Origin of the sequence: Brevundimonas sp., from assembly GCF_036400995.1 — a bacterium.
Classification (GTDB): Bacteria; Pseudomonadota; Alphaproteobacteria; order Caulobacterales; family Caulobacteraceae; genus Brevundimonas.
Window position 1 is genome coordinate 1 of the sequence record NZ_DASWWG010000053.1, and the last position, 25,026, is coordinate 25,026.

The 25,026-nt window shown below is 69.9% G+C and carries 24 protein-coding genes and 1 tRNA gene; 23 read left to right on the plus strand and 2 right to left on the minus strand.

Features of this window, described 5'->3' with window-relative positions:
• The coding region (locus VGE03_RS07205; protein ID WP_331045797.1) for a hypothetical protein at positions 1-709 on the minus strand (709 nt) is incomplete at its 3' end.
• Between the two features lie 497 nt (positions 710-1,206).
• On the opposite strand from VGE03_RS07205, the gene VGE03_RS07210 reads away from it, so the two are divergent.
• The 21 genes from VGE03_RS07210 (at position 1,207) to leuB (ending at position 22,342) form a co-directional block, all read left to right on the plus strand.
• Entirely contained in the window at positions 1,207-2,481 is a 1,275-nt protein-coding gene (locus VGE03_RS07210) for a lytic murein transglycosylase (protein WP_331045798.1), read from the plus strand.
• Positions 2,482-3,061: 580 nt separating this feature from the next.
• Positions 3,062-3,922: a MoxR family ATPase gene (locus VGE03_RS07215; RefSeq protein WP_331045799.1), complete on the plus strand. Its 861-nt coding sequence runs from the start codon at positions 3,062-3,064 to the stop codon at positions 3,920-3,922.
• A 225-nt stretch (positions 3,923-4,147) separates the two neighbouring features.
• Positions 4,148-4,984, plus strand: a complete 837-nt coding sequence (locus tag VGE03_RS07220) for a methyltransferase type 11 (protein WP_331045800.1) — start codon at positions 4,148-4,150, stop codon at positions 4,982-4,984.
• A 133-nt stretch (positions 4,985-5,117) separates the two neighbouring features.
• Positions 5,118-5,711 carry an HD family hydrolase gene (locus VGE03_RS07225; RefSeq protein WP_331045823.1) on the plus strand — a complete coding sequence of 198 codons (594 nt, stop codon included), beginning with the start codon at positions 5,118-5,120 and terminating at the stop codon, positions 5,709-5,711.
• Between the two features lie 2 nt (positions 5,712-5,713).
• Positions 5,714-6,646: an NUDIX hydrolase gene (locus tag VGE03_RS07230; protein ID WP_331045801.1), complete on the plus strand. Its 933-nt coding sequence runs from the start codon at positions 5,714-5,716 to the stop codon at positions 6,644-6,646.
• 87 nt (positions 6,647-6,733) lie between these two features.
• A tRNA-Ser gene (locus tag VGE03_RS07235) sits at positions 6,734-6,823 on the plus strand.
• Positions 6,824-7,069: 246 nt separating this feature from the next.
• Positions 7,070-7,729, plus strand: coding sequence for a hydrolase (locus VGE03_RS07240; protein WP_331045802.1), 660 nt, complete (start codon positions 7,070-7,072; stop codon positions 7,727-7,729).
• Positions 7,730-7,789: 60 nt separating this feature from the next.
• Positions 7,790-8,014, plus strand: coding sequence for a DUF1427 family protein (locus VGE03_RS07245; protein ID WP_331045803.1), 225 nt, complete (start codon positions 7,790-7,792; stop codon positions 8,012-8,014).
• Entirely contained in the window at positions 8,011-9,978 is a 1,968-nt protein-coding gene (locus tag VGE03_RS07250) for an amidohydrolase (RefSeq protein ID WP_331045804.1), read from the plus strand. Before VGE03_RS07245 ends, VGE03_RS07250 begins: the two co-directional genes overlap by 4 nt.
• Before the next feature lie 2 nt (positions 9,979-9,980).
• Entirely contained in the window at positions 9,981-11,573 is a 1,593-nt protein-coding gene (locus VGE03_RS07255) for an MFS transporter (protein WP_331045805.1), read from the plus strand.
• An 11-nt stretch (positions 11,574-11,584) separates the two neighbouring features.
• Positions 11,585-11,896 carry a GNAT family N-acetyltransferase gene (locus tag VGE03_RS07260; protein ID WP_331045806.1) on the plus strand — a complete coding sequence of 104 codons (312 nt, stop codon included), beginning with the start codon at positions 11,585-11,587 and terminating at the stop codon, positions 11,894-11,896.
• A 199-nt stretch (positions 11,897-12,095) separates the two neighbouring features.
• Positions 12,096-12,248, plus strand: a complete 153-nt coding sequence (locus VGE03_RS07265; protein ID WP_331045807.1) for a hypothetical protein — start codon at positions 12,096-12,098, stop codon at positions 12,246-12,248.
• Between the two features lie 100 nt (positions 12,249-12,348).
• Positions 12,349-14,094, plus strand: coding sequence for a dihydroxy-acid dehydratase (locus tag VGE03_RS07270; protein ID WP_331045808.1), 1,746 nt, complete (start codon positions 12,349-12,351; stop codon positions 14,092-14,094).
• Positions 14,095-14,097: 3 nt separating this feature from the next.
• Entirely contained in the window at positions 14,098-15,111 is a 1,014-nt protein-coding gene (gene ilvC, locus VGE03_RS07275; RefSeq protein ID WP_331045809.1) for a ketol-acid reductoisomerase, read from the plus strand.
• A gap of 3 nt (positions 15,112-15,114) precedes the next feature.
• Entirely contained in the window at positions 15,115-16,818 is a 1,704-nt protein-coding gene (ilvG, locus tag VGE03_RS07280; RefSeq protein WP_331045810.1) for an acetolactate synthase 2 catalytic subunit, read from the plus strand.
• Between the two features lie 3 nt (positions 16,819-16,821).
• A complete protein-coding gene (locus VGE03_RS07285) occupies positions 16,822-17,085 on the plus strand; it encodes an ACT domain-containing protein (protein ID WP_331045811.1) in 264 nt (87 codons plus the stop codon).
• Positions 17,082-18,311: a 2-isopropylmalate synthase gene (locus tag VGE03_RS07290; RefSeq protein ID WP_331045812.1), complete on the plus strand. Its 1,230-nt coding sequence runs from the start codon at positions 17,082-17,084 to the stop codon at positions 18,309-18,311. The genes VGE03_RS07285 and VGE03_RS07290 overlap by 4 nt, the downstream gene beginning before the upstream one ends.
• A complete protein-coding gene (locus VGE03_RS07295; RefSeq protein ID WP_331045813.1) occupies positions 18,295-19,260 on the plus strand; it encodes a branched-chain amino acid transaminase in 966 nt (321 codons plus the stop codon). The genes VGE03_RS07290 and VGE03_RS07295 overlap by 17 nt, the downstream gene beginning before the upstream one ends.
• On the plus strand, positions 19,253-20,665 hold the full coding sequence (gene leuC, locus VGE03_RS07300) for a 3-isopropylmalate dehydratase large subunit (protein WP_331045814.1): 1,413 nt from the start codon (positions 19,253-19,255) through the stop codon (positions 20,663-20,665). Before VGE03_RS07295 ends, leuC begins: the two co-directional genes overlap by 8 nt.
• Entirely contained in the window at positions 20,658-21,242 is a 585-nt protein-coding gene (gene leuD / locus VGE03_RS07305; RefSeq protein WP_331045815.1) for a 3-isopropylmalate dehydratase small subunit, read from the plus strand. Before leuC ends, leuD begins: the two co-directional genes overlap by 8 nt.
• Positions 21,242-22,342 carry a 3-isopropylmalate dehydrogenase gene (gene leuB, locus VGE03_RS07310; protein WP_331045816.1) on the plus strand — a complete coding sequence of 367 codons (1,101 nt, stop codon included), beginning with the start codon at positions 21,242-21,244 and terminating at the stop codon, positions 22,340-22,342. Before leuD ends, leuB begins: the two co-directional genes overlap by 1 nt.
• A gap of 59 nt (positions 22,343-22,401) precedes the next feature.
• Here leuB and VGE03_RS07315 read toward each other — a convergent pair whose 3' ends face one another.
• On the minus strand, positions 22,402-22,830 hold the full coding sequence (locus VGE03_RS07315; protein WP_331045817.1) for a DUF2141 domain-containing protein: 429 nt from the start codon (positions 22,828-22,830) through the stop codon (positions 22,402-22,404).
• Between the two features lie 234 nt (positions 22,831-23,064).
• Here VGE03_RS07315 and VGE03_RS07320 point away from each other — a divergent pair, with 234 nt between their 5' ends.
• Together VGE03_RS07320 and VGE03_RS07325 are read left to right on the plus strand one after the other, a co-directional pair.
• Complete coding sequence (locus VGE03_RS07320; RefSeq protein WP_331045818.1) at positions 23,065-23,187, plus strand: hypothetical protein; 123 nt, start codon at positions 23,065-23,067, stop codon at positions 23,185-23,187.
• A gap of 98 nt (positions 23,188-23,285) precedes the next feature.
• Positions 23,286-25,025 (plus strand): homoserine dehydrogenase, encoded by a 1,740-nt coding sequence (locus tag VGE03_RS07325; RefSeq protein ID WP_331045819.1) that lies wholly within the window; start codon positions 23,286-23,288, stop codon positions 25,023-25,025.
• Position 25,026 lies beyond the last annotated feature (1 nt).

Sequence of the window (25,026 nt, forward strand, 5' to 3'; positions counted from 1 at the left end):
TAAGGATCAAGGCGTTTACGCGGTCCCCCTCGGCCAAGGCCCGCCGCCATTGTTCACTGTCGAGCGCCTCAACCTCGCCAGAAGCCAGATCGACCCGAACCTCCGCGAAGCTTCGCTCATCCCGATCTTCCGAGGGAACCACGACCTGGAGCACGAGAGCGCCCGCCTCGATCCGGTGCTCGCCACTCCACCAGATCGAGCTCACGGATCGGGGAAGTGCGTTCACATAGGCGTCAGGCAGGAACGCGGACAGGCCGAACGCCCGAACCAGTCGTCCTTCCCGGTCGTAGATGGCGACGACATCCTCGCCCCACCCCATGCTGTGCCAATTGTCGAACGTAGCGACGTAGGCGCCATCGTCGCTGACCACCGCACTGACAGGACCGACCTCGTTGACGAGCGGCATGTCCCAAACCCGCGCCCAGCCTCCTCGCTCATCGCGACATTCCAGCCGCCCCCGGGCTTCTTCGGGACCGCCGGTACGCTGGCCTGCGGGCTCGACGCCATCGACCTTGTCCTCGAAGTACCGCAGCTGGTTCTGGATTTGACGCGGAGAAACCGTGAGCCGACAGCGCTCGCCGGCCGACACATAGGTCTTGGGCGCCGGGGGCATCCAGCTATCCGCCCTCGCCATATCGCGCAGTCCGCCGGAAAGAACGGCGGCCAAAGCCAGAAGACCGACCAAACCCGGATGCTTGATAGTGCGCATAGCCGCCCTCCCTGTCCGGGTGCCAGTCTGGACGTCGGATAAAGGCGGAAGCTTGGCCTTGCCCTGCAGTTCCGCTCTCAATCCTCATGAGCATCGCCGCAAACAACGGAACAGGCGGAGGTCGCTTCCCGGGCATCTCACCCTGCGTCCGCAGTTCGCCGAATCCGCGCTCAAGCAGCGAGCCGCCGCGCGGCAAGCGATAGCGCCCCTAACAACAAGAGATCGCTCCGCGATCTCTGGAGGCCTGGCCTCCGAGTTGAACGGAGGGTCTGCGGAGTTGCACCTCCGCCGCGTAGCCCCTCCGCCACCAGGCCGTATCAGAGGACCCTGCCCTCCTACGCCCGCGCCCGTCACCGGACCAAAAAGAAAGAGGGTTAATGACGTTGAATGGGGAAGCGCACGGCAACGCTTTCTCCATCCGGGCGCTTTATGGCGAACGGACCGTCTCGCGCACTTGTTATGACCGCGCGGCCCGAGGGGACACTAGACTCTTGAACATGCGTATCAGCCTCCGCCTTCTCCTGCTCGGAACCGTCGCCGCCTGCGCGCCCATGCTGCCGGAAGCGCCGCCGGTCGCCCCGACGCCTGTCGCGCCCGAACAGCCGGCCCCCGCCCCGACGCCGACGCCCGAGCAACCGGCCGCGCCCGTGGTCGACCAGGCGGGCTTCGAGGGCTGGAAGCAGGGCTTCCTCGCCCGCCACGGCGGCGTCCGCCGCGCCCAGTACGAGCGCGAGCTCGCGGGCCTGACCCCCGACCCCTCGGTCGTCCGTCTGGACCGCAACCAGCCCGAGTTCAGCCGCCCCGCCGGCGCCTATGTCCAGAACGCCGTCACCCCGACGCGCATCGCCCAGGCGCGCCAGCGGATCGACCGCGTGCCGTGGGATGTCGTCCAGCGGTTCGGCGTCCCGTCCGAGATCCTCGTCGGCATCTGGGCCCAGGAATCCGCCTTCGGTCAGGTCCAGGGCGACTATGACGTCATCCGCTCGCTGGCCACCCTGGCCTTCGACGGCCGCCGCCGCGACTGGGCCGAAGGACAGCTGAAGAACGCCCTCGACATCGTCGTCGACGGCCGCCGCTCCCGCGCGGGCCTGAAGGGCAGCTGGGCCGGCGCCATGGGCCAGACCCAGTTCATGCCGGACAACTACCTGCGTCTGGGCGTCGACCAGGACAACGACGGCATCGTCGACATCTGGGGCGACGACGCCGACGCCCTCGCCTCGGCCGCCAACCTGCTGGCCCAGGCCGGCTGGAAGCGCGGCCAGACCTGGGGCTACGAGGTCGTCCTGCCCGCCGGCTTCGACTACGCCGAGGCCGAGGGCGACCGGCACAACTGGCGTTACTGGGCGTCGAAGGGCGTCACCCTCGCCGGCGGCGGCCAGCCCAACGCCGCCGAGGCGGCCGAGGAAGCCACCATCCTCCTGCCCCAGGGCGCGCGCGGCCCGGCCTTCCTGGCCCTGCCGAACCATTATGTGATCCGCGCCTACAACAACTCGGTCAGCTATGCCCTCGCCATCGGCCTGACCGCCGACGGCATCCAGGGCAAGCCCGCACTCAGCAAGGCCTGGCCGAACGACGCCCCCCTGTCGCGCGACCAGCGCATCGGCGCCCAGCGCGCCCTGACCGCGCTCGGCTATGACACCCGCGGCGTCGACGGCGTCATCGGCGCCAACACCCGCGCGGCCCTGCGCCGCTGGCAGATCGCCAACGGCCGCCTCGCCGACGGCTACCTGACCGCCGACCTGGCCGACGAGCTGATCCGCCGGGGCGGGTAGGCAGCCGCACACCATCACCTCTCCATTCGCCCTCAAGCGAATGGAGAGGACAGACCGGCGCGTGAGCGACGGTCAGGTGAGGGCGGCTCGGTATCGGCAGGAGACACCTCAAACACCGGCATCGGCGGCTGGCTGCCCACCGCCTGCGCCGCCCCCTCCTGATCGCTGGCGCGATCTGTCCTCCCCATCGCCTTGGAGGGGCGATGGAGAGGTGAGCCGGCGACCACACGACCAAATCTGACGCATCGGCATGCCAGACTGCGCCCCGGTCTTTGACATCGCGGTCCGTAATGCTCCCTCCGGGTTGAGCGCACGCTGACTCCGCCACACACGAATCTCATCGCGGCGCCTCGCGCCCGATCCCGGCCTTGCGCCCCGACGCCCTCCCCCGGAGTTGAACCGCCCCCCACGCACCCCGTCTCACGGGAAAAAGTGCACAATGTGCACTCCATTTTTTGCGGAGTGCACTTTTCGGCGCCCCACACCCCGGACGCCCCCTCCCCCAACATGATCGTTGTTAACCGCCCCCGCCTTCGCTAGGCGTTTTCTTTCAGTACGCTGGCACTACGCAGGAGCCGTCATGTCCCGCTTTGAAGGCACGTCGAACTATATCGCCACCGACGACCTGAAGATCGCGGTCAACGCCGCCGTGGCGCTGGAGCGCCCCCTGCTGATCAAGGGCGAGCCGGGCACCGGCAAGACGGTGCTGGCCTATGAGATGGCCCGCGCCCTGAACGCGCCCCTGATCACCTGGCACGTCAAGTCGACCACGAAGGCCCACAACGGCCTGTACGAGTACGACGCCGTCTCCCGCCTGCGGGACTCCCAGCTGGGCGAGGAGAAGGTCCACGACGTCCGCAACTATCTGAAGAAGGGCAAGCTGTGGGAGGCCTTCACCTCTCCGGTCCGCCCCGTCCTGCTGATCGACGAGATCGACAAGGCCGACATCGAGTTCCCCAATGACCTGCTGCAGGAACTCGACCGGATGGAGTTCTACGTCCAGGAGATCGACGAGACGATCCGCGCCGAGGTCCGCCCCGTGGTCGTCATCACCTCGAACAACGAGAAGGAACTGCCGGACGCCTTCCTGCGCCGCTGCTTCTTCCACTACATCCGCTTCCCGGACGCCGAGACGATGAAGGACATCGTCGAGGTCCACTTCCCCGGCATCAAGCCGCGTCTGGTCTCCGAGGCGCTGAAGACCTTCTACGAGATCCGTGACACGCCGGGCCTGAAGAAGAAGCCCTCGACCTCGGAACTGCTCGACTGGCTCAAGCTGCTGATGGTCGAGGATATCGATGCCGAGACCCTGCGCGAGAAGTCGCCGAACAAGCTGATCCCGCCGCTGCACGGCGCCCTGCTGAAGAACGAACAGGACGTCCACCTGTTCGAACGCCTCGCCTTCCTGAACCGCCGTGAAGGCGGCCGTCCGGGCGGCTGACGACCGCGGGCGGGCATCGGGGTGACGCCGCGCGCGAATATGTGCAGTCTGGCCGCACAGGGTCCGGGGGGACGTCGATGAATCATGCGGGATGCCTCAGCGCATCGGCCGGGCCGTGCCCGCGCCGCCACGTCTTCGGTCGGGTTTCGTCACGCCTGTTACCGCGATTTCACTGGATTCACCGGCTGTTGCGCGCAGGATGTCAGTGACTTGAGGACCCGGACCATGCCGCTGCGCCCCTTCATCATTCCCGCGCTCTGCGTCGCCGCCGCCCTGGCCGGCTGCGACGGCGACCGGGGCGTGCACATCACCTCGACCCACACCGAGGACAATGACTCCAAGGGCGTGCTGAAGGTCGTCGACACCCTGCAATGCCCGCAGACCATGGGCTCCCTGACCCGCAAGGGCTCGGCCTCGAACGAGGGCCGCGTCTGCACCTATGTGGGCCCCAAGGGGACCGAGGTGACGCTTCAGATGGTCTCGCTGGACGGCAAGACCCCGGCCCAGGTGCTGAAGGGCTTCGAGGAGCGGCTGTCCGCCTCCCTGCCCCAGGCCGTCGCCGGGTTGCGCAACGCCGCCGGCGACGCCGCCCAGGTGACCGCCACCGCCCGCAGCGACGCCTCGGGCGACCAGGCCTCCGTCCGCGCGCCGGGCATGTCGGTGGACGCCGACGGCGAGGACGCCAGCGTCCGCCTGCCCGGCATGCGGATCGAGACCAAGGGCGATCAGGCCAGCGTCCAGATCGGCGGCCTGCACATCGACGCCAACGACAACTCCGGCGCGGTCAATGTCGAGGGCTCGACCGACGACGACAACGTCAGCATCCGCGCCCGCGACGACGCCGCCGAGGTCCGCGCCGTGGCCTCCGGCGACGCCACCCGCGCCAGCTGGATGCTCAGCGACAGCCGCCCCTCCGCCGAGGGCTGGCGCCGGGTGGGCTATGAGGCCCGCGGCCCCGTCGGCGGCCCGCTGGTGGTCGCCACCATCCGTTCGCGCGACCGCAACACCGGGCGCGTTCTGGACGACGCCAAGGACCTGGTGACGCTCAATGTCGGTGAATAAGCCGGGAGAATGAGGCCGCGGCGCCCTTGATCGCGCCGCCCTGATGCTCCACCACGTCCAGCCGACTGAACTGGATTACGTCTTGGCCTCCGCACCCCGATCCTCGTCCAAAGCGCCCCGCGCCTGGCAGCGCATGCTGTCCGGTCGTCGACTGGACCTGCTGGACCCGTCGCCGTTCGACATCGAGATCGAGGACATCGCCCACGGCCTGGCCCGCGTGGCCCGCTGGAACGGCCAGACCCTCGGCGAGCACGCCTTCTCGGTCGCCCAGCACTCCTGCGTGGTCGAGGAGATCGCCGCCTACATCAAGCCCGGCCTCGAGCCGAAATGGCGCCTGGCCGCCCTGCTGCATGACGCCTCCGAATATGTGATCGGCGACATGATCTCGCCGTTCAAGGCCGCGCTGGGCGTGAACTACAAGGCCTTCGAGGCCCGGCTGGAGAGCGCCATCCACGTCCGCTTCGGCCTGCCGCCCAAGAACCCGGTGGCCATCAAGACCCTGATCAAGAAGGCCGACCGCGCCTGCGCCTTCTTCGAGGCCACCCAGCTGGCTGGCTTCAACAAGACCGAAAGCCTGCAGATCTTCGGCGCCCCGCCGGCGGGCTACGACCTGCTTATCGAGCCCCTCCCCGCCCCGGTCGCCCAGCAGCGCTATCTCGAGCGCTACCGCGTGCTGGCCGAGGCCGTCGGCCTGATCTCGGCCCCCGACGCCTGGCACACCGAATAGTCATGGGCGAACAGGGGGTCCGCATCGGCCTGTCGGCCGTCGTCATCGCGCTTCGGGACGGCAAGGCCTGCGTCCTGACCACGACGGGCGACGACGGCTCCGCCGCCCTCCCCTTCGGCTCCTTCGATCCGGCCCGGGACCGCACCTTCGAACTGGCCCTGCGCGCCTTCGTGACGGCCCAGACCGGTTTCCGCCTCGGCTTCGTCGAACAGCTCTACACCTTCGGCGACCTCGGCCGGGCCAGCCCCCGCGCCACGCCGGGCCCCGAACACCACCGCGAGGTCTCGGTCGGCTATCTGGCCCTGACCGACGCCGCCGACGATCCGTCGCTCGCCGAGGCCCGCTGGACGCCGGTGCTCGACTTCTTCCCGTGGGAGGATCGTCGCGAGGGCGCCGCCGCCTGCCTGGCCGCCTTGCTGGACGGCCTGCGCGCCTGGGCCGACGGCGACGCCCGCCGCATCGCCCGCATCGACGCCCTGTTCGCCGCCGCCCCCGGCCAGCGCTGGAACGAGGGCCAGGTGCTGGAGCGGTACGAGCTGCTCTACGAGGCCGGTCTGGTCGCCGAGGCCGCCCGCGATCAGGACAAGGCTCCGCCGCCCCACGCCCCCGGCCTGCCGATGGCCTCCGACCACCGCCGCATCCTGGCCACCGGCCTGGGCCGCCTGCGCAGCAAGCTGAAGTACCGACCGGTCCTGTTCGACCTGATGCCCGAGACCTTCACCCTGTCCGGCCTGCAGGCCGCCGCCGAGGCCGTGGCGGGCCTGTCGCTGCACAAGCAGAACTTCCGCCGCGGGGTCGAGCGCACCGGTCTGGTCGAGGCCACGGGCCGCCTGTCCGCCGCCACCGGAGGCCGCCCGGCCGAGCTTTTCAGGGTCGCCGCGGGCGACCTGTCGACCGGCGAGGCGCTGGGTTTGCCGCTTCCCGCCCTACGCTGACGATTTTCCTGAAATCCCCGCTTGCGGCGCACGGCCTCCCCCATTAGAGAAGCCGCTCTCGTTCGACCAATGAACGTTCGGCCCCGCGGAGAGGTGGCAGAGTGGTTGAATGTACCGCACTCGAAATGCGGCGTGCGTGAAAGCGTACCGGGGGTTCGAATCCCCCCCTCTCCGCCACCGGCCCCAGGGCCACAGCCACTGAACCGAACACTCTGACGAACCGCCCTCCGGGGCGCTCGCGAACCCGTTCATCCCCGGTTCCCGGCGGTCCCGCGACCGGCGACACGGGCGGCCGTCTGCGCGCTTCAAACTAGCACAATCGGAAACCTTGAGTTTTAACAGTTTCCATTTCGGCGCCTGAGATCCCGGCGCAAAGTCCTCTCATCGAAACGCCGCCCAGCGGCACGCCAGAGGATTTTCACAATGACCGTCACCGCCACCCCCGTCGCCGGCAAGAGCCTCCTGACCCCGACCGACCACACCCTGATCCTGGTCGATCACCAGTCCCAGATGGCCTTCGCCACCGCCTCGATCGACGTCGCCACCCTGCGCAACAACACGGCCCTGGTCTCGACCGCGGCCCGCGACTTCAAGGTCCCGACCATTCTGACCACGGTCGCGGAGAAGAGCTTCTCGGGCCCGATCTTCAGCGAGATCACCGACGCCTTCCCCGATGCGACCATCTACGACCGCACCACGATGAACGCCTGGGAGGATTCCCAGATCACCGACGCGGTGAACCGCGCGGGCAAGTCGCGGATCGTCATCGCCGGCCTGTGGACCTCGGTCTGCATCGTCGGCCCGGTCCTGTCGGCGCTCGACCAGGGCTTCGAGGTCTTCGTCATCACCGACGCCTCGGGCGACGTCTCCGACGAGGCCCATGAGCGCGCCGTCCAGCGCATGATCCAGGCGGGCGCCCGCCCGATGACCTCGATCCAGTACCTGCTGGAGCTGCAACGGGACTGGGCGCGTGGCGATACATACGAATCGACTACTGGCGCCGCGGTGAAGTTCGGTGGAGCCTATGGCGTCGGCCTGCAGTACGCGCGGGCCATGCTGGGCGAACACGCCCGCGAAGGCTGACCAGTAGGGCGGCCGGTCGATGACGACCGGCCGTCGTCCCCTCTCACCGGAGACCGCGTCATGAAACCCTTCGTCATCGCCCTCGCCGTCGGCCTGCTGGTCGGACTCATCTACGGCCTGCTGAACGTCCGGTCCCCGGCCCCGCCCTACATCGCCCTGCTCGGGCTGCTGGGCATCCTGCTGGGCGAGCAGGGCGTGCAGTACGTCCGCCACCGGCTCAGTCCTCCGCCCGCGGTCGCCGCGCCCGCGCCGGATGCGCCCACCCCGGACACGTCGGTCCGATGAGCCCGACGCGACGCACCACCCTGACCACCCTCGGCGCCCTCACCCTGAGCGGACTGGGCGCCGCCCCCGCCGCCTTCGCCCGGAGCTTCCCGATGACCGACGCCCCCGACCTGATCCTGCACGGCGGCCGCTTCACCACCCTGGACCGCGCGAACCCCGACGCCGACGCCGTGGCGGTGAAGGGCGGCGTCTTCTCCGCCGTCGGCTCGGCCCGCGAGATCATTCCCACCGCCGGACCGGACACGAAGATCATCGACCTGGGCGGCCGTCGCGTCGTCCCGGGCCTGATCGACAGCCACACCCACGTCATCCGCGGCGGGCTGAACTACAACATGGAGCTGCGCTGGGACGGCGTCCCGACCCTGGCCGACGCCATGGCCATGCTGCGCAGACAGGCCGAGAACACCCCGCCGCCCCAGTGGGTGCGCGTCGTCGGCGGCTTCACCCGCCACCAGTTCGTCGAGAAGCGCCTGCCGACGCTGGACGAGATCAACGCCGCCGCCCCGGACACCCCGGTCTTCATCCTGCACCTGTACGACCGCGCCCTGCTGAACCGCGCCGCCCTGCGCGCCGTCGGCTATACGAAGGACACGCCCAACCCGCCCGGCGGCGAGATCCAGCGCGACCCGTCCGGCGAACCGACCGGCATGCTGATCGCCCAGCCCAATGCGATGATCCTCTATTCGACCCTGGCCAAGGGGCCGAAGCTGCCCGAGGAATACCAGCTCAACTCCACCCGCCACTTCATGCGCGAGCTGAACCGGCTGGGCGTGACCAGCGTCATCGACGCGGGCGGCGGCTTCCAGAACTACCCGGACGACTACCAGATCATCGAGAAGCTGCATGAGGACGGCCAGCTGACCGTCCGCCTGGCCTACAACCTGTTCACCCAGCGCCCGCGCGAGGAGCTGGCGGATTTCCGGTCGTGGGGCGCCAGCGTGCGGCCCGGACAGGGCGACGACTTCTACCGGCACAACGGCGCCGGCGAGATGCTGGTCTATTCCGCCGCCGACTTCGAGGACTTCCGCCAGCCGCGCCCCGACATGCCACCGAACATGGAAGGCGATCTGGAGCCCGTGGTGCGCCAGCTGGTCGAGCAGCGCTGGCCCTGGCGGATGCACGCCACCTATGACGAGACCATCTCGCGGGCGCTGGACGTCTTCGAGACGGTCAACCGGGACCAGCCCTTTGACGGCCTGCACTGGTTCTTCGACCACGCCGAAACCGTCAGCCAAAGGAACATCGACCGCATCGCCGCGCTCGGCGGCGGCATCGCCGTCCAGCACCGCATGATGTACCAGGCCGAGGACTTCGCCGAGCGCTACGGCGTCGAGGCCATGGCGAACACCCCGCCGATTTCCCGCATGCTGGCCTCCGGCGTGCCGGTCGGCGCGGGCACCGACGCCACCCGGGTCGCCTCCTACAATCCGTGGGTCTCGCTCAGCTGGCTGGTCACGGGCAAGAGCCTGGGCGGCCTGCGCATGTATCCGGCGGCCCAGCGTCAGGACCGCGAAACCGCCCTGCGTCTGTGGACCGAGGCCAACACCTGGTTCTCCAACGAGGAAGGCAGGAAGGGCGTCATCGCCGTCGGCCGGCTGGCCGATCTGGTGGCGCTGGACCGCGACTATTTCTCGGTCGCCGAGGATCAGATCGTGCACATCGAATCCGACCTGACCCTGCTGGGCGGCAAGGTCGTCTGGGGCTCCGGCGACTTCAGCCGCGAGGCGCCGCCGATCCCGCCGCCGACGCCGGACTGGTCGCCGGTCCGCACCTTCGGCGGCTATCACACGACCAAGGCTCAGGCGCGCAGCGGCTTCTTCGCCAGCATCGCCGCCGGCTGCGGCTGCGCCACCGCCTGTGGCGTCCATGGCCACGACCACGCCGCCACCGCTCGCCTGTCGGCGCCGACGTCGGATGCGAAATCGTTCTGGGGCGCCCTCGGCTGCGCCTGCTGGGCGGTGTGAGCATGATCGCCGAAACGGCGCCGCAGGCCGCCCCCCGGGCGCCGCTGGCCACGCCCCTGTTCCGCGCCCTGTGGATCGCCACCATCGTCTCGAACGTCGGGACATGGATGAACGACGTGGGGTCGTCCTGGCTGATGACCTCCCTCTCCCCCAGTCCGCTGTGGGTGGCGATGGTGCAGGCGGCGACCACCCTGCCGATGTTCCTGTTCGCCCTGCCCGGCGGGGCGCTGGCGGACGTGGTGGACCGACGCAAGCTGCTGTTGGCCTCGCAGGTCCTGATCCTGATCGGGGCCGCGGCGCTGGCGACCACCACGGCGCTGGGCCTGACCACCCCGCTGATCCTGCTGGCGTTGACGGCGGTGATGGGACTGGGCGCGGCGCTCAGCGCCCCCGCCTTCCAGGCCATCGTGCCCGAACTGGTCGAAAGGCCCGCCTTGGCCGACGCCGTCGCCCTGAACAGCCTGGGCGTCAACATCGCCCGCGCCATCGGCCCCGCGCTGGGCGGCGTCATTGTCGCCATGGCCGGTCCGACCGCCGTCTATGCACTGAACGCGGTCTCGATCCTGGCGGTGCTCGGCGTCCTGTTCGCCTGGAAGCGGCAGCCGACGACCGGCGCGCTCCCGCCCGAGCATTTCCTCGGCGCCCTGCGCGCCGGCTACCGCTACGCCCGCCACGCCCCCGCCCTGCAACTGGTCTTGCTGCGCGCCGTCGCCTTCTTCCTGTTCTCCAGCGCCCTGTGGGCCCTCCTGCCGCTGGTCGGGCGACGCGAGCTGGGCCTGGACGCCGCCGGCTACGGCGCCCTTCTCGGCGCCATGGGGTTCGGCGCGGTGCTGGGCGCCCTGGCGCTGGCGAAGGTGCGCAAGCGGGTCAGCGCCAACCACCTGTCCCTCGCCGCCTCCCTGCTGTTCGCCGTCGCCACCCTGGCCCTGGCCCACGCCGGGAACGCCTGGATCGCGGGCGGGATCATGGTTCTGGCCGGTCTGGCCTGGATCACCATGCTGTCCGGCCTGAACGTCGCCGCCCAGATGGCCGTGCCGTCGTGGGTCAAGGCCCGCGCGCTCGCCATCTACCTGCTGGTCTTCCAGGGGGCGATGACGCTGGGCAGTCTGGTCTGGGGCGCCTTGGCCTCGCGCACCGACATCGCCACCGCCCTGACCGTGGCCGGGATCGCCCTCGGGCTGGCCACCGCCACCGGCCTGCGCTTCCGCCTGCCCGCCGCGGGGACCATGGACCTGACGCCGTCGGGACACTGGGCCGAGCCTGCCGTCGCCGGCCAGCCCGAGGCCGACCGGGGCCCGGTGATGATCCTGATCGAATACCGGATCGAGCCGGGACAGGTCCCCGACTTCATCAAGGCCATCCAGCCCTTCAGGGCCGTCCGCAAGCGCGACGGCGCCCTGCTCTGGAACGTCTTCGAGGACGCCGCCGACCCCGGCCTGGTGATCGAGAGCTTCGTCGTGCCCAGCTGGCTGGAACACCTGCGCCAGCACGAACGCATCACCCACGACGACCGCCTGACCCAGGACCAGATCCGTCGCTTCCACATCGGCGAAACGCCCCCGCGCGTCCGCCACCTGATCGCCCCCTCCAGCTGAAGAGAGCCCCGATGCCCCTCGATCCCGACATCCACGACAACCGCGAAACCCATCGCTACGAGCTGACCGTCGACGGCCAGACGGCGGTGGTCATGTACAACGAGGTCGGCGGCGGCCTGCTGATCACCGAGACCCTCGTTCCGGTCCCCCTCGAGGGGCGCGGCATCGCCAGCCGCATGGCGAAACATGTGCTCGCCGACATTCGCGAGCGCGGTCTCCTGGTGCTTCCGACCTGCCCGTTCTTCGCCGGCTACCTGCAAAAACACCCCGCCGACCATGCCGACATCGTCCATCCCAGCTACCGCATCGCGCTCGGTCTCTGACGGTCGTCGGTCGTCCCGGCAAGATTTTGAAAGGGCGGCGTTTTCGCCGCCCGCTTCCGGGCCCGGAAGCGCGAAATTCACCGCGGTGAAATCCTGCCCCGAGAGGCACCCGGCAGCCCCCTTCCGCAATATTTTTGCTCATCCGCCTTGTGCGATGCAGCAGGTCATGGTTTCCTGAGTCTGTTCTTCAGGAGCCCCCGTGACTCACCGCGCCCACATCGCTGACCGCAAGATCGCCGCCAAGGCGATTGCGGCCGTGCGCGCGCCGTCGGTCGAACTGGCCCTGAACACCCTTATTCTTTCGGTAATTCTCGTCCTCCTTACCGGAGCGGCGTGGACGCACGCGACCTGACCTAACGCAACATCAGGATCGCCCGCAGCCACCCGCTTCCACACAGGAAGCGGGTTTTTTGTTGCGCGCGATCCGGGACCCTCCGGAACGACCCTTCGCAATGACGCAAGATTTCACCCCGAACGACCGACCGCCGAACGCGAGAAGCCGCGCCGTCACGGCCGGTCCGAACCGCGCCGCGGCCCGCAGCTATCTGCGCGCCGCCGGCATGCAGGACGCCGACTTCGACAAGCCGATGATCGCGGTGGTCAACACCTGGTCCTCGGTCACGCCGTGCAACATGCACCTGGACCGTCTGGCCGCCGACGTGCGCGCCGGGATCATCGCCGCGGGCGGCTATCCGGTCGACTTCAACACCATCGTCGTCACCGACGGCATCTCGATGGGCACGCCCGGCATGAAGGCCTCGCTGATCAGCCGCGAGGTCGTCGCCGACAGCATCGAACTGGCCGTCGAGGGCCACCAGCTGGACGGCGTCATCTGCATCGTCGGCTGCGACAAGACCATCCCGGCCGCCGCCATGGCCCTGGCCCGCATGGATATCCCCGGGCTGGTCTACTACGGCGGCACCATCATGCCGGGGACCATCGGCCAGAAGGAGGTCTCGGTTCAGGAGATCTTCGAGGCCATCGGCGCCCACGCCGCCGGAGCCCTGGATGACGTCGGCCTGAAGGCGGTGGAGACGGCGGTCTGCCCCGGCGCCGGCGCCTGCGGCGGCCAGTTCACCGCCAACACCATGGCCATGGCCCTGTCGGTCATGGGCCTGTCGCCCATGGGCGCCAACGACGTCCCCGCCGTCGATCCGGCCAAGGGCGCCGAGGGCGAACGCTGCGGCCGCCTGATCGTCGAGCGCGTCTTCGCGGGCGACAGCGCCAGGAAATTCATCACCCGCGCCTCGCTGCGCAACGCCGCCGTCGCCGTCTCGGCCTCGGGCGGCTCGACCAACGCGGTCATGCACCTGACCGCCATCGCCGCCGAGGCGGGGGTCGAGTTCGGCGTCGAGGACTGCCACCAGGCCTGCGTCGACGCCCCGGTCATCTGCGACCTGAAGCCGGGCGGCCGCTTCCTGGCCTCGCACCTGTTCGCGGCGGGCGGCACCCGTCTGGTCACCCAGCGTCTGGCGCAGGCGGGCAAGATCACCAACACCCCGACCGTCTCGGGCCGCAGCCTGTTCACCGAGGCCGCCGAGGCCGAGGAGACCCCGGGCCAGCAGGTCGTCACCACCTTCGAGGCCCCGGTCATGGATCGCGGCAGCTTCGCCGTCATCTACGGCGACGTCGCCCCCGACGGCGCGGTCATCAAGCTGACCGGCCACAAGGTCGACCGCTTCGAGGGGCCGGCCTGCGTCTTCGACAGCGAGGAAGACGCCTTCCACGCCGTCCAGGACGGCTCGGTCGGCGAAGGCGACGTCATCGTCATCCGCTACGAAGGGCCCAAGGGCGGCCCCGGCATGCGCGAGATGCTGCAGGTCACCGCCGCCCTGAAGGGCCGCGGCGTCCACAACGTCGCCCTGATCACCGACGGCCGCTTCTCGGGCGCCAGCTACGGCTTCGTCGCCGGCCACGTTTCGCCCGAGGCCGCCGTCGGCGGCCCCATCGCCCTGATCCGCGATGGCGACCGCGTCGCCATCGACGTCACCCACCGCCGCATCGACGTCATCGGCGTCGATCTGGCGAAGCGCCGGGCGGACTTCGCCCCCCGATCGATCCGCCCGGCGCACGGGGTCTTCGCCAAATACCGCGCCGCGGTGGCCTCGGCCGCCCAGGGCGCCGTGACCATTCCCAACCCGCCCCCGGTCCAGCGTCCCGCCGAGACCGAAACCAACGCCGCCCGAGAGGACGCCTGACCCATGGCCATCACCATCTACACCAATGACGATATTCGCCCCGGCGCCATCGCCGGCCAGCGCATCGCCATCATCGGCTACGGCTCCCAGGGCCGGGCCCACGCCCAGAACCTGAAGGACTCCGGCCACGACGTCGTCGCGGGCGTCCGTCACGGCGGCAAGGGCTGGAAGCACGCCACCGCCGACGGCGTCCCGACCGCCGAGCCCGCCGAAGCGGTCAAGGGCGCGGACATCATCGCCATCCTGACCCCGGACATGATCCAGGCCGAGGTCTATCGCGACATCATCGAGCCCAACGCCAAGCCGGGCTCGGCCATCCTGTTCGCCCACGGCTTCTCGATCATCTACGGCCGCATCACGCCGCGCGAGGACATGGACGTCATCCTGGTCGCCCCCAAGGGCCCGGGCGACCTGGTCCGTCGCGAGTACCAGCGTGGGCGGGGCGTCCCCTCCCTGTTCGCCATCGAGAAGGACGCGACCGGCAAGGCCCGCGACCGCGCCATGGGCTACGCCAAGGGCAACGGCGGCGCGACCGGCGGCCTGATCGAGACCACCTTCCGCGAGGAGACCGAGACCGACCTGTTCGGCGAACAGGCCGTCCTGTGCGGCGGCGCCAAGGAGCTGGTCATGTCCGGCTTCAACACCCTGGTCGAGGCCGGCTACCAGCCCGAGATCGCCTACTTCGAGTGTATGCACGAGCTGAAGCTGATCGTGGACCTGTTCTACGAGGGCGGCATCACCAAGATGAACGAGTTCATCTCGGAGACGGCCAAGTGGGGCTCGGTCAAGTCCGGCCCGCGCGTCATCACAGACGAGACCCGCGCCCGGATGAAGACCATCCTGGACGAGATCCAGTCGGGCCAGTTCGCCCGCGAATGGATCGCCGAGAACGAGGCGGGCAAGCCCCGCTACGACGCCTGGGTCAAGGCCGACGGCGAACAGCCGATCGAGCAGACCGGCGCCAAGCTGCGCGAACGCATGGCCTGGCTGAACGCCCCGAAATCGGAAGCCGCCTGACCCATGACCGCCTCCGCCGCCCGCATGACCGCGCCCGAAACCGCTCCCCGCAGCGGCGCCCGCCTGCTCGTCTCCACCCTGGAGCGGCTGGGGGTGGAGGTCGTGTTCGGCTATCCGGGCGGCGCGATCATGCCCGTCTATGACGCCCTGGCCGGATCGAAGCTGCGCCACATCCTGGTCCGCCACGAACAGGCCGCCGCCTTCGCCGCCGACGCCTATGCGCGCCGCAGCGGCCGGGTCGGGGTCTGCATGGCCACCTCCGGACCCGGCGCCACCAACCTGATCACCGGCATCGCCAATGCGATGATGGATTCCATCCCGATGGTCTGCATCACCGGCAACGTCGCCCAGGGCGTGATGGGCACCGACGCCTTCCAGGAGATCGACATCCTGGGCGTCACCCTGCCGATCGTGAAGCACTCGATCCTGGTCCGCGATCCGGCCGACGTTCCCGCCGCCGTCGAGGAAGCCTTCCACATCGCCGCCTCGGGCCGCCCCGGCCCGGTCCTGATCGACCTGCCCAAGGACGTCCAGGTCGGCCAGACGACCGAGGACTTCGGCTTCCACTATCCGAACGCCGTCGAGCCCGTCGACCACGACGCCATCGCGGCGGCGGCCGAGGCCATCCGCACCGCGCAACGCCCGCTGATCTACGTCGGCGGTGGGGTGAAGATCGGCCGCGCCACGGAACAGGTCCGCGCCTTCGCCGAGGCCACCGGCATCCCCTCGGTCGCCACCCTGAACGCCCTGGGCACGATCCCCACCGACGCCCCCGGCTTCCAGGGCATGCTGGGCATGCACGGCACCCGCGCGGCCAATGAGGCGGTTCAGGAGGCCGATCTGCTGATCGTCTTCGGAGCCCGTTTCGACGACCGCGCCACCGGCAAGCTGGCCGAGTTCGCCCCCCACGCCCGCGTCATCCATTTCGACATCGACGCGTCCGAGATCGGCAAGCTGCGCGAGACCTGGATCCCGGTCGCGGGCGAACTGGCGCCGGGCGTCGAGGCCCTGACCGCCCGTCTGGCCGGTCGTGGCCCGGCCATCGATCCGTGGATGATCCACTGCGCCAGCCGGGTCCAGCGCACCGCCTTCCGCTATGACGCCCCGGGCGAAGGCGTCTACGCCCCGGCCCTGCTGAAGGCCGTGTCGGAAGCCGCAGGCGACAGCTTCGTCGCCGCCTGCGACGTCGGCCAGCACCAGATGTGGGCCGCCCAGCACTGCCGCTTCGCCAGCCCGGAGGCTCACATCACCTCGGGCGGTCTGGGCGCCATGGGCTTCGGCCTGCCCGCCGGCATCGGCGCCAAGCTGTCCGACCCGGACGCCGCGGTCGTCGTCATCGCCGGCGACGGCGGCTTCATGATGAACGTGCAGGAGCTGGCCACCCTGCGTCGTTACGGCGTCGCGGTGAAGGTCCTGCTGCTGGACAACAGCTCCCTGGGCCTGGTCCGCCAGTGGCAGGAGCTGTTCTTCGACGGCAACTACTCGGAGATCGACCTGTCCGACAATCCGGACTTCGTGAAGGTCGCCGAGGCCTTCGGCATCGAGGCCTTCCGAATTAGCCGACGCGAGGAGGTGCAGGCCGGGATCGCCCGCCTGCTGGCCGCCGACGGCCCCTGCCTCGCGCACGTGATCATCGACCCCCGGGAAAACGTGTGGCCGCTGGTCCCGCCCGGAAAGAACAACGCCGAAATGATGGAAGGCGCCTGAACCATGAGCACCGAAACCCTGCACCTGAACATTGACCGCGCCGACGGCTCGCTTCAGCGCCTGATCGGTCTGGTGGAGCGCCGCGGCTTCCACATCGACGGCATCACCATGCGCGACGAGGGCGCCGCCCGCAGGATCGAGATGGCCGTGCGCGGCCGCGACGACGCCCGCTGCACCCGCACCCTGGGCCGCCAGATCGACAAGCTGTTCGGCGTGACCCGCGTCAGCGCTTCCGCCTCCACCTTCCATCCCGAGGTAGCGGCATGACGAAGGTTCAACAGGCCGTCGCCGCCGATCCGGATCGCGTCATCGTCTTCGACACCACCCTGCGTGACGGGGAACAGGCGCCCGGCTTCTCCATGGGTCCGGAAGAGAAGGTCCGCATGGCCCGCGTGCTGGCCGACATGAAGGTCGATGTGGTCGAGGCCGGCTTCGCCGCCGCCTCGCCCGGCGACGAGGAATGTATCCGCCGCGTGGTCGGCGAGGTCGAAGGCCCCGTCTTCTGCTCGCTGGCCCGCTCCAATGAGGCGGACATCGACGCCGCCTGGCGCGGCCTGCGCGCCACGGAGGAACGCCGCATCCACATCTTCCTGGGCACCAGCCCGATCCACCGGTCGGCCAAGCTGAAGATGTCGAAGGCCGAGGTGCTGGCCGCCGCCGAGCGTTCGGTGGCCTACGCCCGCACCCGCTTCGAGGACGTGGAGTTCAGCCCCGAGGACGCCATCCGCACCGAGCCGGAGTTCCTGGCCGAGGTGTGCGAGGTCGCCGCTGCGGCGGGCGCCACCACCCTGAACATCCCTGACACCGTCGGCTATTCGACCCCCGGCGAGATCGGCGAGATCTACCGCAACCTGATGGCCGCCGTGCGCGTGCGCCATCCGGACGTGGTCTTCTCTGCCCACTGCCATGACGACCTGGGCATGGCCGTCGCCAACTCGCTGGCGGCGGTGGAGGCCGGGGCGCGCCAGATCGAGGGCGCGATCAACGGCATCGGCGAGCGGGCGGGCAACGCCTCGATCGAGGAGATGGTCATGGCCATCCGCACGCGCTCGGACCGCTACGGCCTGCACACCGGCGTGGACTGCACCCATCTGGTCCGCGCCAGCCGCCTGCTGAGCGAGATCACCCACACTCCGGTGGTGCGCAACAAGGCCATCGTCGGCCTGAACGCCTTCGCCCATGAGGCGGGCATCCACCAGCACGGCATGATGGCCGATCCCTCGACCTACGAGATCATGCGTCCGCAGGACGTCGGCTTTGAAGGCACCTGGTTCGTTCTGGGCAAGCACTCGGGCCGCCACGCCGTCGCCAAGCGCGCCGAGGCGCTGGGCCACCCCGTATCCGGCGCCTGGCTGGCCGCCGCCTTCGCCGGCTTCAAACGCCGCGCCGACGAGATCGGCGAAATCAACGACCACGAATTGCTGGCGATCATCGAGGCCTCGCGCCCGGACGCCGCCCACCGACAGGAGTACGCGTATGCGGCCGCTGGCTGAACATATCTGGGTCAACGGCGAGCTGACGCCCTGGGCCGACGCCAAGGTTCACGTGATGAGCCACGCCCTGCACTACGGCACCTCGGTGTTCGAGGGCATCCGCGTCTATGACACGCCGAACGGACCGTGCGGCTTCCGCCTGACCGACCACGTGCGCCGCCTGTTCGACAGCGCCCGCATGTACCATTTCGAGCTGCCGTATACGGTGGATGAACTGGTCGAGGCCTGCCGCGCCACCGTGCGTTCGACCGGACTGAAGTCGGCCTACATCCGCCCCATCGCCTTCCTGGGGTCGTGCGGCATGGGGGTGACGCCCTCTCCCGAGAACATGAACGTCGACGTGGCGATCGCCGCCTTCCCGTGGGGCGCCTATCTGGGCGAGGAGGCGCTGGAGAAGGGCGTCGACGCCTGCGTCGCCAGTTGGTCGCGCATCGCCCCCAACACCGTGCCCTCGGGCGCCAAGGCGGGCGGCAACTATCTGTCCTCCTACCTGATCGGCCGTGAGGCCCGGGTCGGCGGCTTCGGCGAGGGCATCGCCCTGGGCGTCGACGGCCGCCTGTCGGAAGGCGCCGGCGAGAACCTGTTCATCGTCAAGGACGGCGAGATCGTCACCCCGCCCGCCGCCGCCTCCATCCTGATGGGCATCACCCGCGACAGCGTGCTGAAGCTGGCCCGCGGCCTGGGCTATGAGACGCGCGAGCAGATCCTGCCGCGCGAGGCCCTGTACGTCGCCGACGAGATCTTCATGACCGGCACCGCCGCCGAGATCACCCCGGTGCGTTCGGTCGACGGCATCACCACCCGCGCCGCCGGCCCGGGCCCGGTGACCAGGGCGGTCAACGCCGCCTTCCGCGGCCTGTTCACCGGCGCCACCCCGGATCGCCACAACTGGCTGGAGCCGATCAACGCGCCCGCCCCCGCCCCGCAGCGCGAGGCCGAATATGCCTGAGACCCTGTTCGAGAAGGTGTGGAACCGGCACGTGGTGCAGGCGGAAACGCCTGACGCCCCGGCGGTGCTCTACATCGACCTGCATCTGGTCCACGAGGTCACCAGCCCGCAGGCCTTCTCCGAGATCGAGAGCCGGGGCCTGAAGGTGCGTCGCCCCGACCGCACCTTCGCCACCCTGGACCACTCCACCCCCACCCTGCCCGCCGATGCGAGCGGGGAGCGGCCCTACTACACCCCTGCGTCCAAGGCCCAGGTCGAGACGCTGGAGGCCAACTGTGCGCGTCACGGCGTGTCGCTGGCGGGCTGGGACTCGGCGGATCGGGGCGTGGTGCACGTCATGGGGCCGGAGCTGGGCCTGACCCAGCCCGGCATGACCGTCGTCTGCGGCGACAGCCACACCGCCACCCACGGCGCCTTCGGAGCCCTGGCCTTCGGCATCGGCACCTCCGAGGTCGGCCATGTTCTGGCCACCCAGTGCCTGCTGCAGCGCAAGCCTAAGACGATGCGCGTCACCGTCGACGGTCGGCTGCAGCCGGGCGTCTCCGGCAAGGACGTGGCCCTGGCCGTCATCGCCCGTCTGGGCTTCGGCGGCGGCACCGGCTTCGTGGTCGAATACGCCGGCGAAGCCATCCGCTCGCTGGACATGGAAGGGCGGATGACCGTCTGCAACATGTCGATCGAGGCGGGCGCCCGCGCGGGCATGATCGCCCCCGACCAGACCACTGTGAACTGGCTGAAGGGCCGCAAGCATGCGCCCGACGCCGCCGTCTGGGACCGGACCGTCGCCGACTGGCTCTCGCTGGCCTCCGACCCCGGCGCGACCTACGACGCCGAGGTCCAGATCGACGGGGCCGCCATCCGGCCGATGGCCACCTGGGGCACCACGCCCGACGCCGGCTCGGCCATCGGCGAGCCGGTCCCCGCCCCGCGCGACGCCTCGGGCGAAAAGGCGCTGGCCTATATGGGCTTCACCCCCGGCGAGGCGACCACCGGCCACGCGGTCGATGTCGTCTTCATCGGCAGTTGCACCAACGGCCGCCTGCCGGACCTGCGCGCCGCCGCCGAGGTGCTGCGCGGCCGCAAGGTCAAGCCGGGCCTGCGCATGCTGGTGGTGCCCGGCTCCGAGGCCGTCCGCCGCGACGCCGAGGCCGAAGGGCTGGATCAGGTCTTCATCGAGGCCGGGGCCGAGTGGCGCATCCCGGGCTGCTCCATGTGCCTGGCCATGAACGGCGACATGGTGGCTCCGGGCCAACTGGCCGTCTCCACCTCCAACCGCAATTTCGAGGGCCGTCAGGGTCCCGGCTCGCGCACCATCCTGGCCAGCCCCGCCACGGCGGCGGCGACGGCCGTCACCGGCGTCCTGACCGACCCGCGGGTGTTTCTGATGGAGAAGGTCGATGCCTGATCCCTTCAAATCCCTGACCTCCAAAGCCGTGGTCCTGTCGCAGTCGAACATCGACACCGACCAGATCATCCCCGGCCGCTTTCTCTCGACGACCAGCCGCGAGGGTCTGGGCGCCTGGGCCTTCTATGACTGGCGCTATGAGTCCGACGGCTCGACCAAGCCGGAAGCCATCCTGAACCGCATCGACCCGAGCGAGCGCCGCATCCTGCTGGCGGGGAAAAACTTCGCCTGTGGCTCCTCTCGCGAGCACGCCCCCTGGGCCCTGATGGACTACGGCTTCCGCGCCGTGGTCTCGACCGGGATCGCCGACATCTTCACCTCCAACGCCCTGAAGAACGGCTTCCTGCCCATCGTCGTCGATCAGGCGACCTGGGACGATCTCGCCGCCCACGCCGACCAGCCCATCACCATCGATCTGGAAACCTCCACCATCCAGCGCGGCAATGCAGCGCCTGTCGCATTCGCGGTGGAGAGTTTCGCCCGTCAGTGCCTGCTGGACGGGGTCGACACCCTCGGCTGGCTGCAAGCCCGCCTGCCCGCCATCGAAGCCTTTGAACGCCGGAAAGAAACCGTCTGATGTCCGCCCCGAAGACCTACAATATCGTCGTCCTGCCCGGTGACGGCGTCGGCCCCGAAGTGACCCATGCGACCAAGGCCGTTCTGTCGGTGATCGGCGACTTCTACGGCCACACCTTCAACTTCAGCGAACACCTGATCGGCGGCGCCGGCATCGACGCGGTCGGCGATCCCCTGCCGCAGGAGACCGTCGACGCCTGTCTGGCCGCCGACGCGGTCCTGCTGGGCGCCGTGGGCGGGCCGCAATGGGACGGCGGCAAGCGTCGTCCGGAGGAAGGTCTGCTGGGCCTGCGCAAGGCCATGGGCCTGTACGCCAACCTGCGTCCGCTGCAGGTCTCGCCGGTGCTGGCCCACCGCTCGCCGCTGAAGAAGGAGATCGTCGAGGGCGTCGATCTGATCGTCTTCCGCGAGCTGACGGGCGGCATCTATTTCGGTGAGAAGACCCGCACCCCGGACCGCGCCACCGACCTGTGCGAATACACCGTCCCGGAGATCGAGCGCGTCGCCCGCGCCGCCTTCCAGACCGCCCAGCAGCGGCGCGGCAAGGTGACCTCGGTCGACAAGGCCAACGTCATGGAGACCAGCCGCCTGTGGCGCGAGGTCGTCAGCCGGGTCCACCGTGAAGAGTTCCCGCGCATCGAGCTGGAGCACGCCCTGGTCGACTCCATGGCCATGCACCTGATCCGCAAGCCGCGCGAGTACGACGTCATCCTGACCGAGAACATGTTCGGCGACATCCTGTCGGACGAGATCTCGGTGCTGGGCGGCTCCATCGGCCTGCTGCCCTCGGCCTCGCTGGGCTCCAGCGGCCCCGGCCTGTTCGAGCCGATCCACGGTTCCGCGCCGGATATCGCCGGTCAGGACAAGGCCAACCCCGTCGGCACGATCCTGTCGGCCGCCCTGCTGCTGCGTCACAGCCTGGGGCTGGAGGACGAGGCGGGCTCGATCGAGGCCGCCGTCGCCGCCGTCCTGTCGGCGGGCGCGGTGACCGCTGATCTGGGCGGGACCCTGGGCACCCGCGACGCGGCCAACGCCGTCATCGACGGCATCAGCGCCATCCACTGGGCCGCCGCCCATCGCGTGCAGATGCACTGGGCCTGAGCGCCCCGGCCCGAAGGTGAAGCGCCCCGCCTCTCTCGCGAGGGGCGGGGCGTTCGCATTCAGCGGAAATACTGCATCGGCACGGTCAGGCGGGTCGCGCCGGTGGCGGGCACGGTGAACTTCACCTGATCCCAGGTCGGGGCGGCGCGCAGGCTCGCGCCGTTGACCATGGCCCAGCCTTCCGCCGGCATGCCGCCCTCGATCTTCATCTGGCCGTCGCCGTCCTCGTCATGCAGGACCGACAGCGAATAGTCGCCCGGCCGGACGTTCCGGAACGTCACCGTCAGCGTGCCCGCCGCCGGATCGCGGAAGATCTCGCCGTGGTCGCCGGCCGGCTGCAGGAACTGGTCGCGGGTCTGCAGCGCCGCCATCAACTGCCCGCCGCGCGCCTGCACGCCGGTCAGGGTGATGGTGACGTCCTCGGCCAGCGCCGGCGCGGCGGCGAGGCACGACAGGGCGGCGACGGCCGCGAAAGCGATCTTCTTCATGAGCGTTCTCCAGAAGGGCGCGGGCCAATCCCAATCCCTGATAATGTACTTTGTAGTGTAAAGTTCTCTGAGTCAACACAGCCGCTCAGCGCCGATCTCCGCCCTCCCGCGCCGGTGAATGTGTGCCCTCAAAGCCTATGGCGGCGACGACTTGCGCAATTTTTCACCTTCCGGGTTGACGGCCGCCCCCTTTGTCCGTCAGCCTCCGTTCCGAACTGAACTGAGCAGGTCCCTGTGAACCGTCTCGACGCCCGCGCCATCCTCGCCTCGACCGCCTCGTGCGGCGGCGCGATCGCGCGCGTCATTGGCATGACCACCGGCACCACCACCATCACCGCTCCGGCGGGGACAGGTTAGCGCGCACCAAGGCTCAGGAACGCAAAAACCCAGACCCCGCCCGGATCACCCCGGGCGGGGTTTTTCTTTTCCAGCTCCCTCTCGAAAGACCCCCTCCCATGTCCGCCCAACTCGCCGTCCTCGAACGCCCCGTATCCGCCCTCCCCGTCGCCTCGCCCGAGGTGGTGGTGATGAAGTTCGGCAGCTCCGTGCTGGTCGATCCCGCCGACGCCCCCAAGGTCGCCTCCGACATCTACGCCGAGGTCCGACGCGGCCGCCGCGTGGTCGCCGTCGTCTCCGCCCTGGCGGGGGAGACGGATCGCCTTCTGGCCGAGGCCCGCGCCCTCGGCCTCGCCCACGACAACAGCCTGTTGCCCGCCTACGTCGTGCAGGGCGAGGAGCGCTCCGCCGCCCTTGTCGCCCTGGCCTGTGATCGCGTCGGCCTCAGCGCCGCCACCCTGACGGTCCGCGAACTGGGTCTTGTCGCCGACGGTCCCTGCGAGCACGCCCGGCCGGTCTCGCTCGACCGCGCCGCCCTCGACCGCGCCCTGCTGAAGCATGAGGTGGTGGTGGTCCCCGGCTTCGGCGCCGTGTCGCCCGAGGGGCAGGTCGTGCTGCTGGGCCGCGGCGGTTCGGACCTGACGGCCCTGTTCCTCGCCGCCGAGCTCGATCTGGACAGCGTCCAGCTGGTGAAGGACGTGGACGGCCTCTACGACCGCGACCCCAACGTCCACCCCGACGCACGCCGCTATGATCAGGCCAGCTGGGCCGAGGCCAAGGCCCTCGGCGGCGGTCTGGTCCAGCCGGACGCGCTCGATCTGGCCGAGGCCCGCCGGCTGAAGGTCGAGGTGCGCAACTACCTCGACGGCCACCGCACGGTCGTCGGCCCGGTCGGCGCCCCGCCCAAGCCGGCACCGGCCCATCGCCGTTTGCGCGTCGCCGTCGCCGGTTGCGGCGTGGTCGGCGGCGGCGCCCTGGCCCGCCTGCTGGTCGATCCGCGCGTCGAGGTCGTCGGCGTTCTGGTCCGCGACCCGTCCAAGCCGCGCGACGTGCCCGGCGCCCCGGACGCGCAACTGGCGCCCCTGCTGGTCTCGAGCCCCGACGCCCTGCTGGAGCGCGCGCCCGACCTCGTTCTGGAAGCCCTGTCCGAGGCCGAGGCGGGCCATGCCGTGATCCGCGCCGCCCTGTCGCGCGGCGTCGATGTAGCCACGGCCAACAAACAGGCGGTCAGCGCCGATCCCGACGGCCTGCTCGCCCTCGCCGCCCGCCACGACGCCCGCCTGCTCTGGTCCGCCTCGGTCGGCGGCGGCGTGCCCATGGTCGAGGCCGTCCGCGCTGCACGCGACGAGGCCCCGGTGGCCGCCTTCGAGGCCGTGCTGAACGGCACCGTCAACTTCATGCTGGCCCGCCTCGGCGAGGGCGCGCCCTTCGATCAGGCGCTCGCCGAAGCCCGGGCCGCCGGCTTCGCGGAAGAGGACCCGTCCTCCGACCTGCAGGGCCTCGACGCCCTGGCCAAGGTCCGCCTGCTGGCCTTCGAGGCCTTCGGCGTCATGCCCGCCGACGCCGAGATCCACCGCGACGTCCTCGACCCCGCCGCCCTGCCGCCCGCCGGTTCGCGTCAGCTCTGTCGCTGCGAGCTGAAAGACGGCAAGCTGGTCGCCGCGGTCCGGCTGGTCTCGGGCCAGCTCGACCCGCTGTTCGCGGAGCTGAAGGGAGAGGGCAACGCCTTGAAGGTGGTCTCGCTGGATGGATCGGTCGTTCGCCGTCGCGGTCGCGGCGCGGGACGCTGGGCCACGGCCGAAAGCCTGCTGGCCGACCTGTCCGACCTCGCCGCCGCCCGCCTGTCGAAAGCCGTCTGAC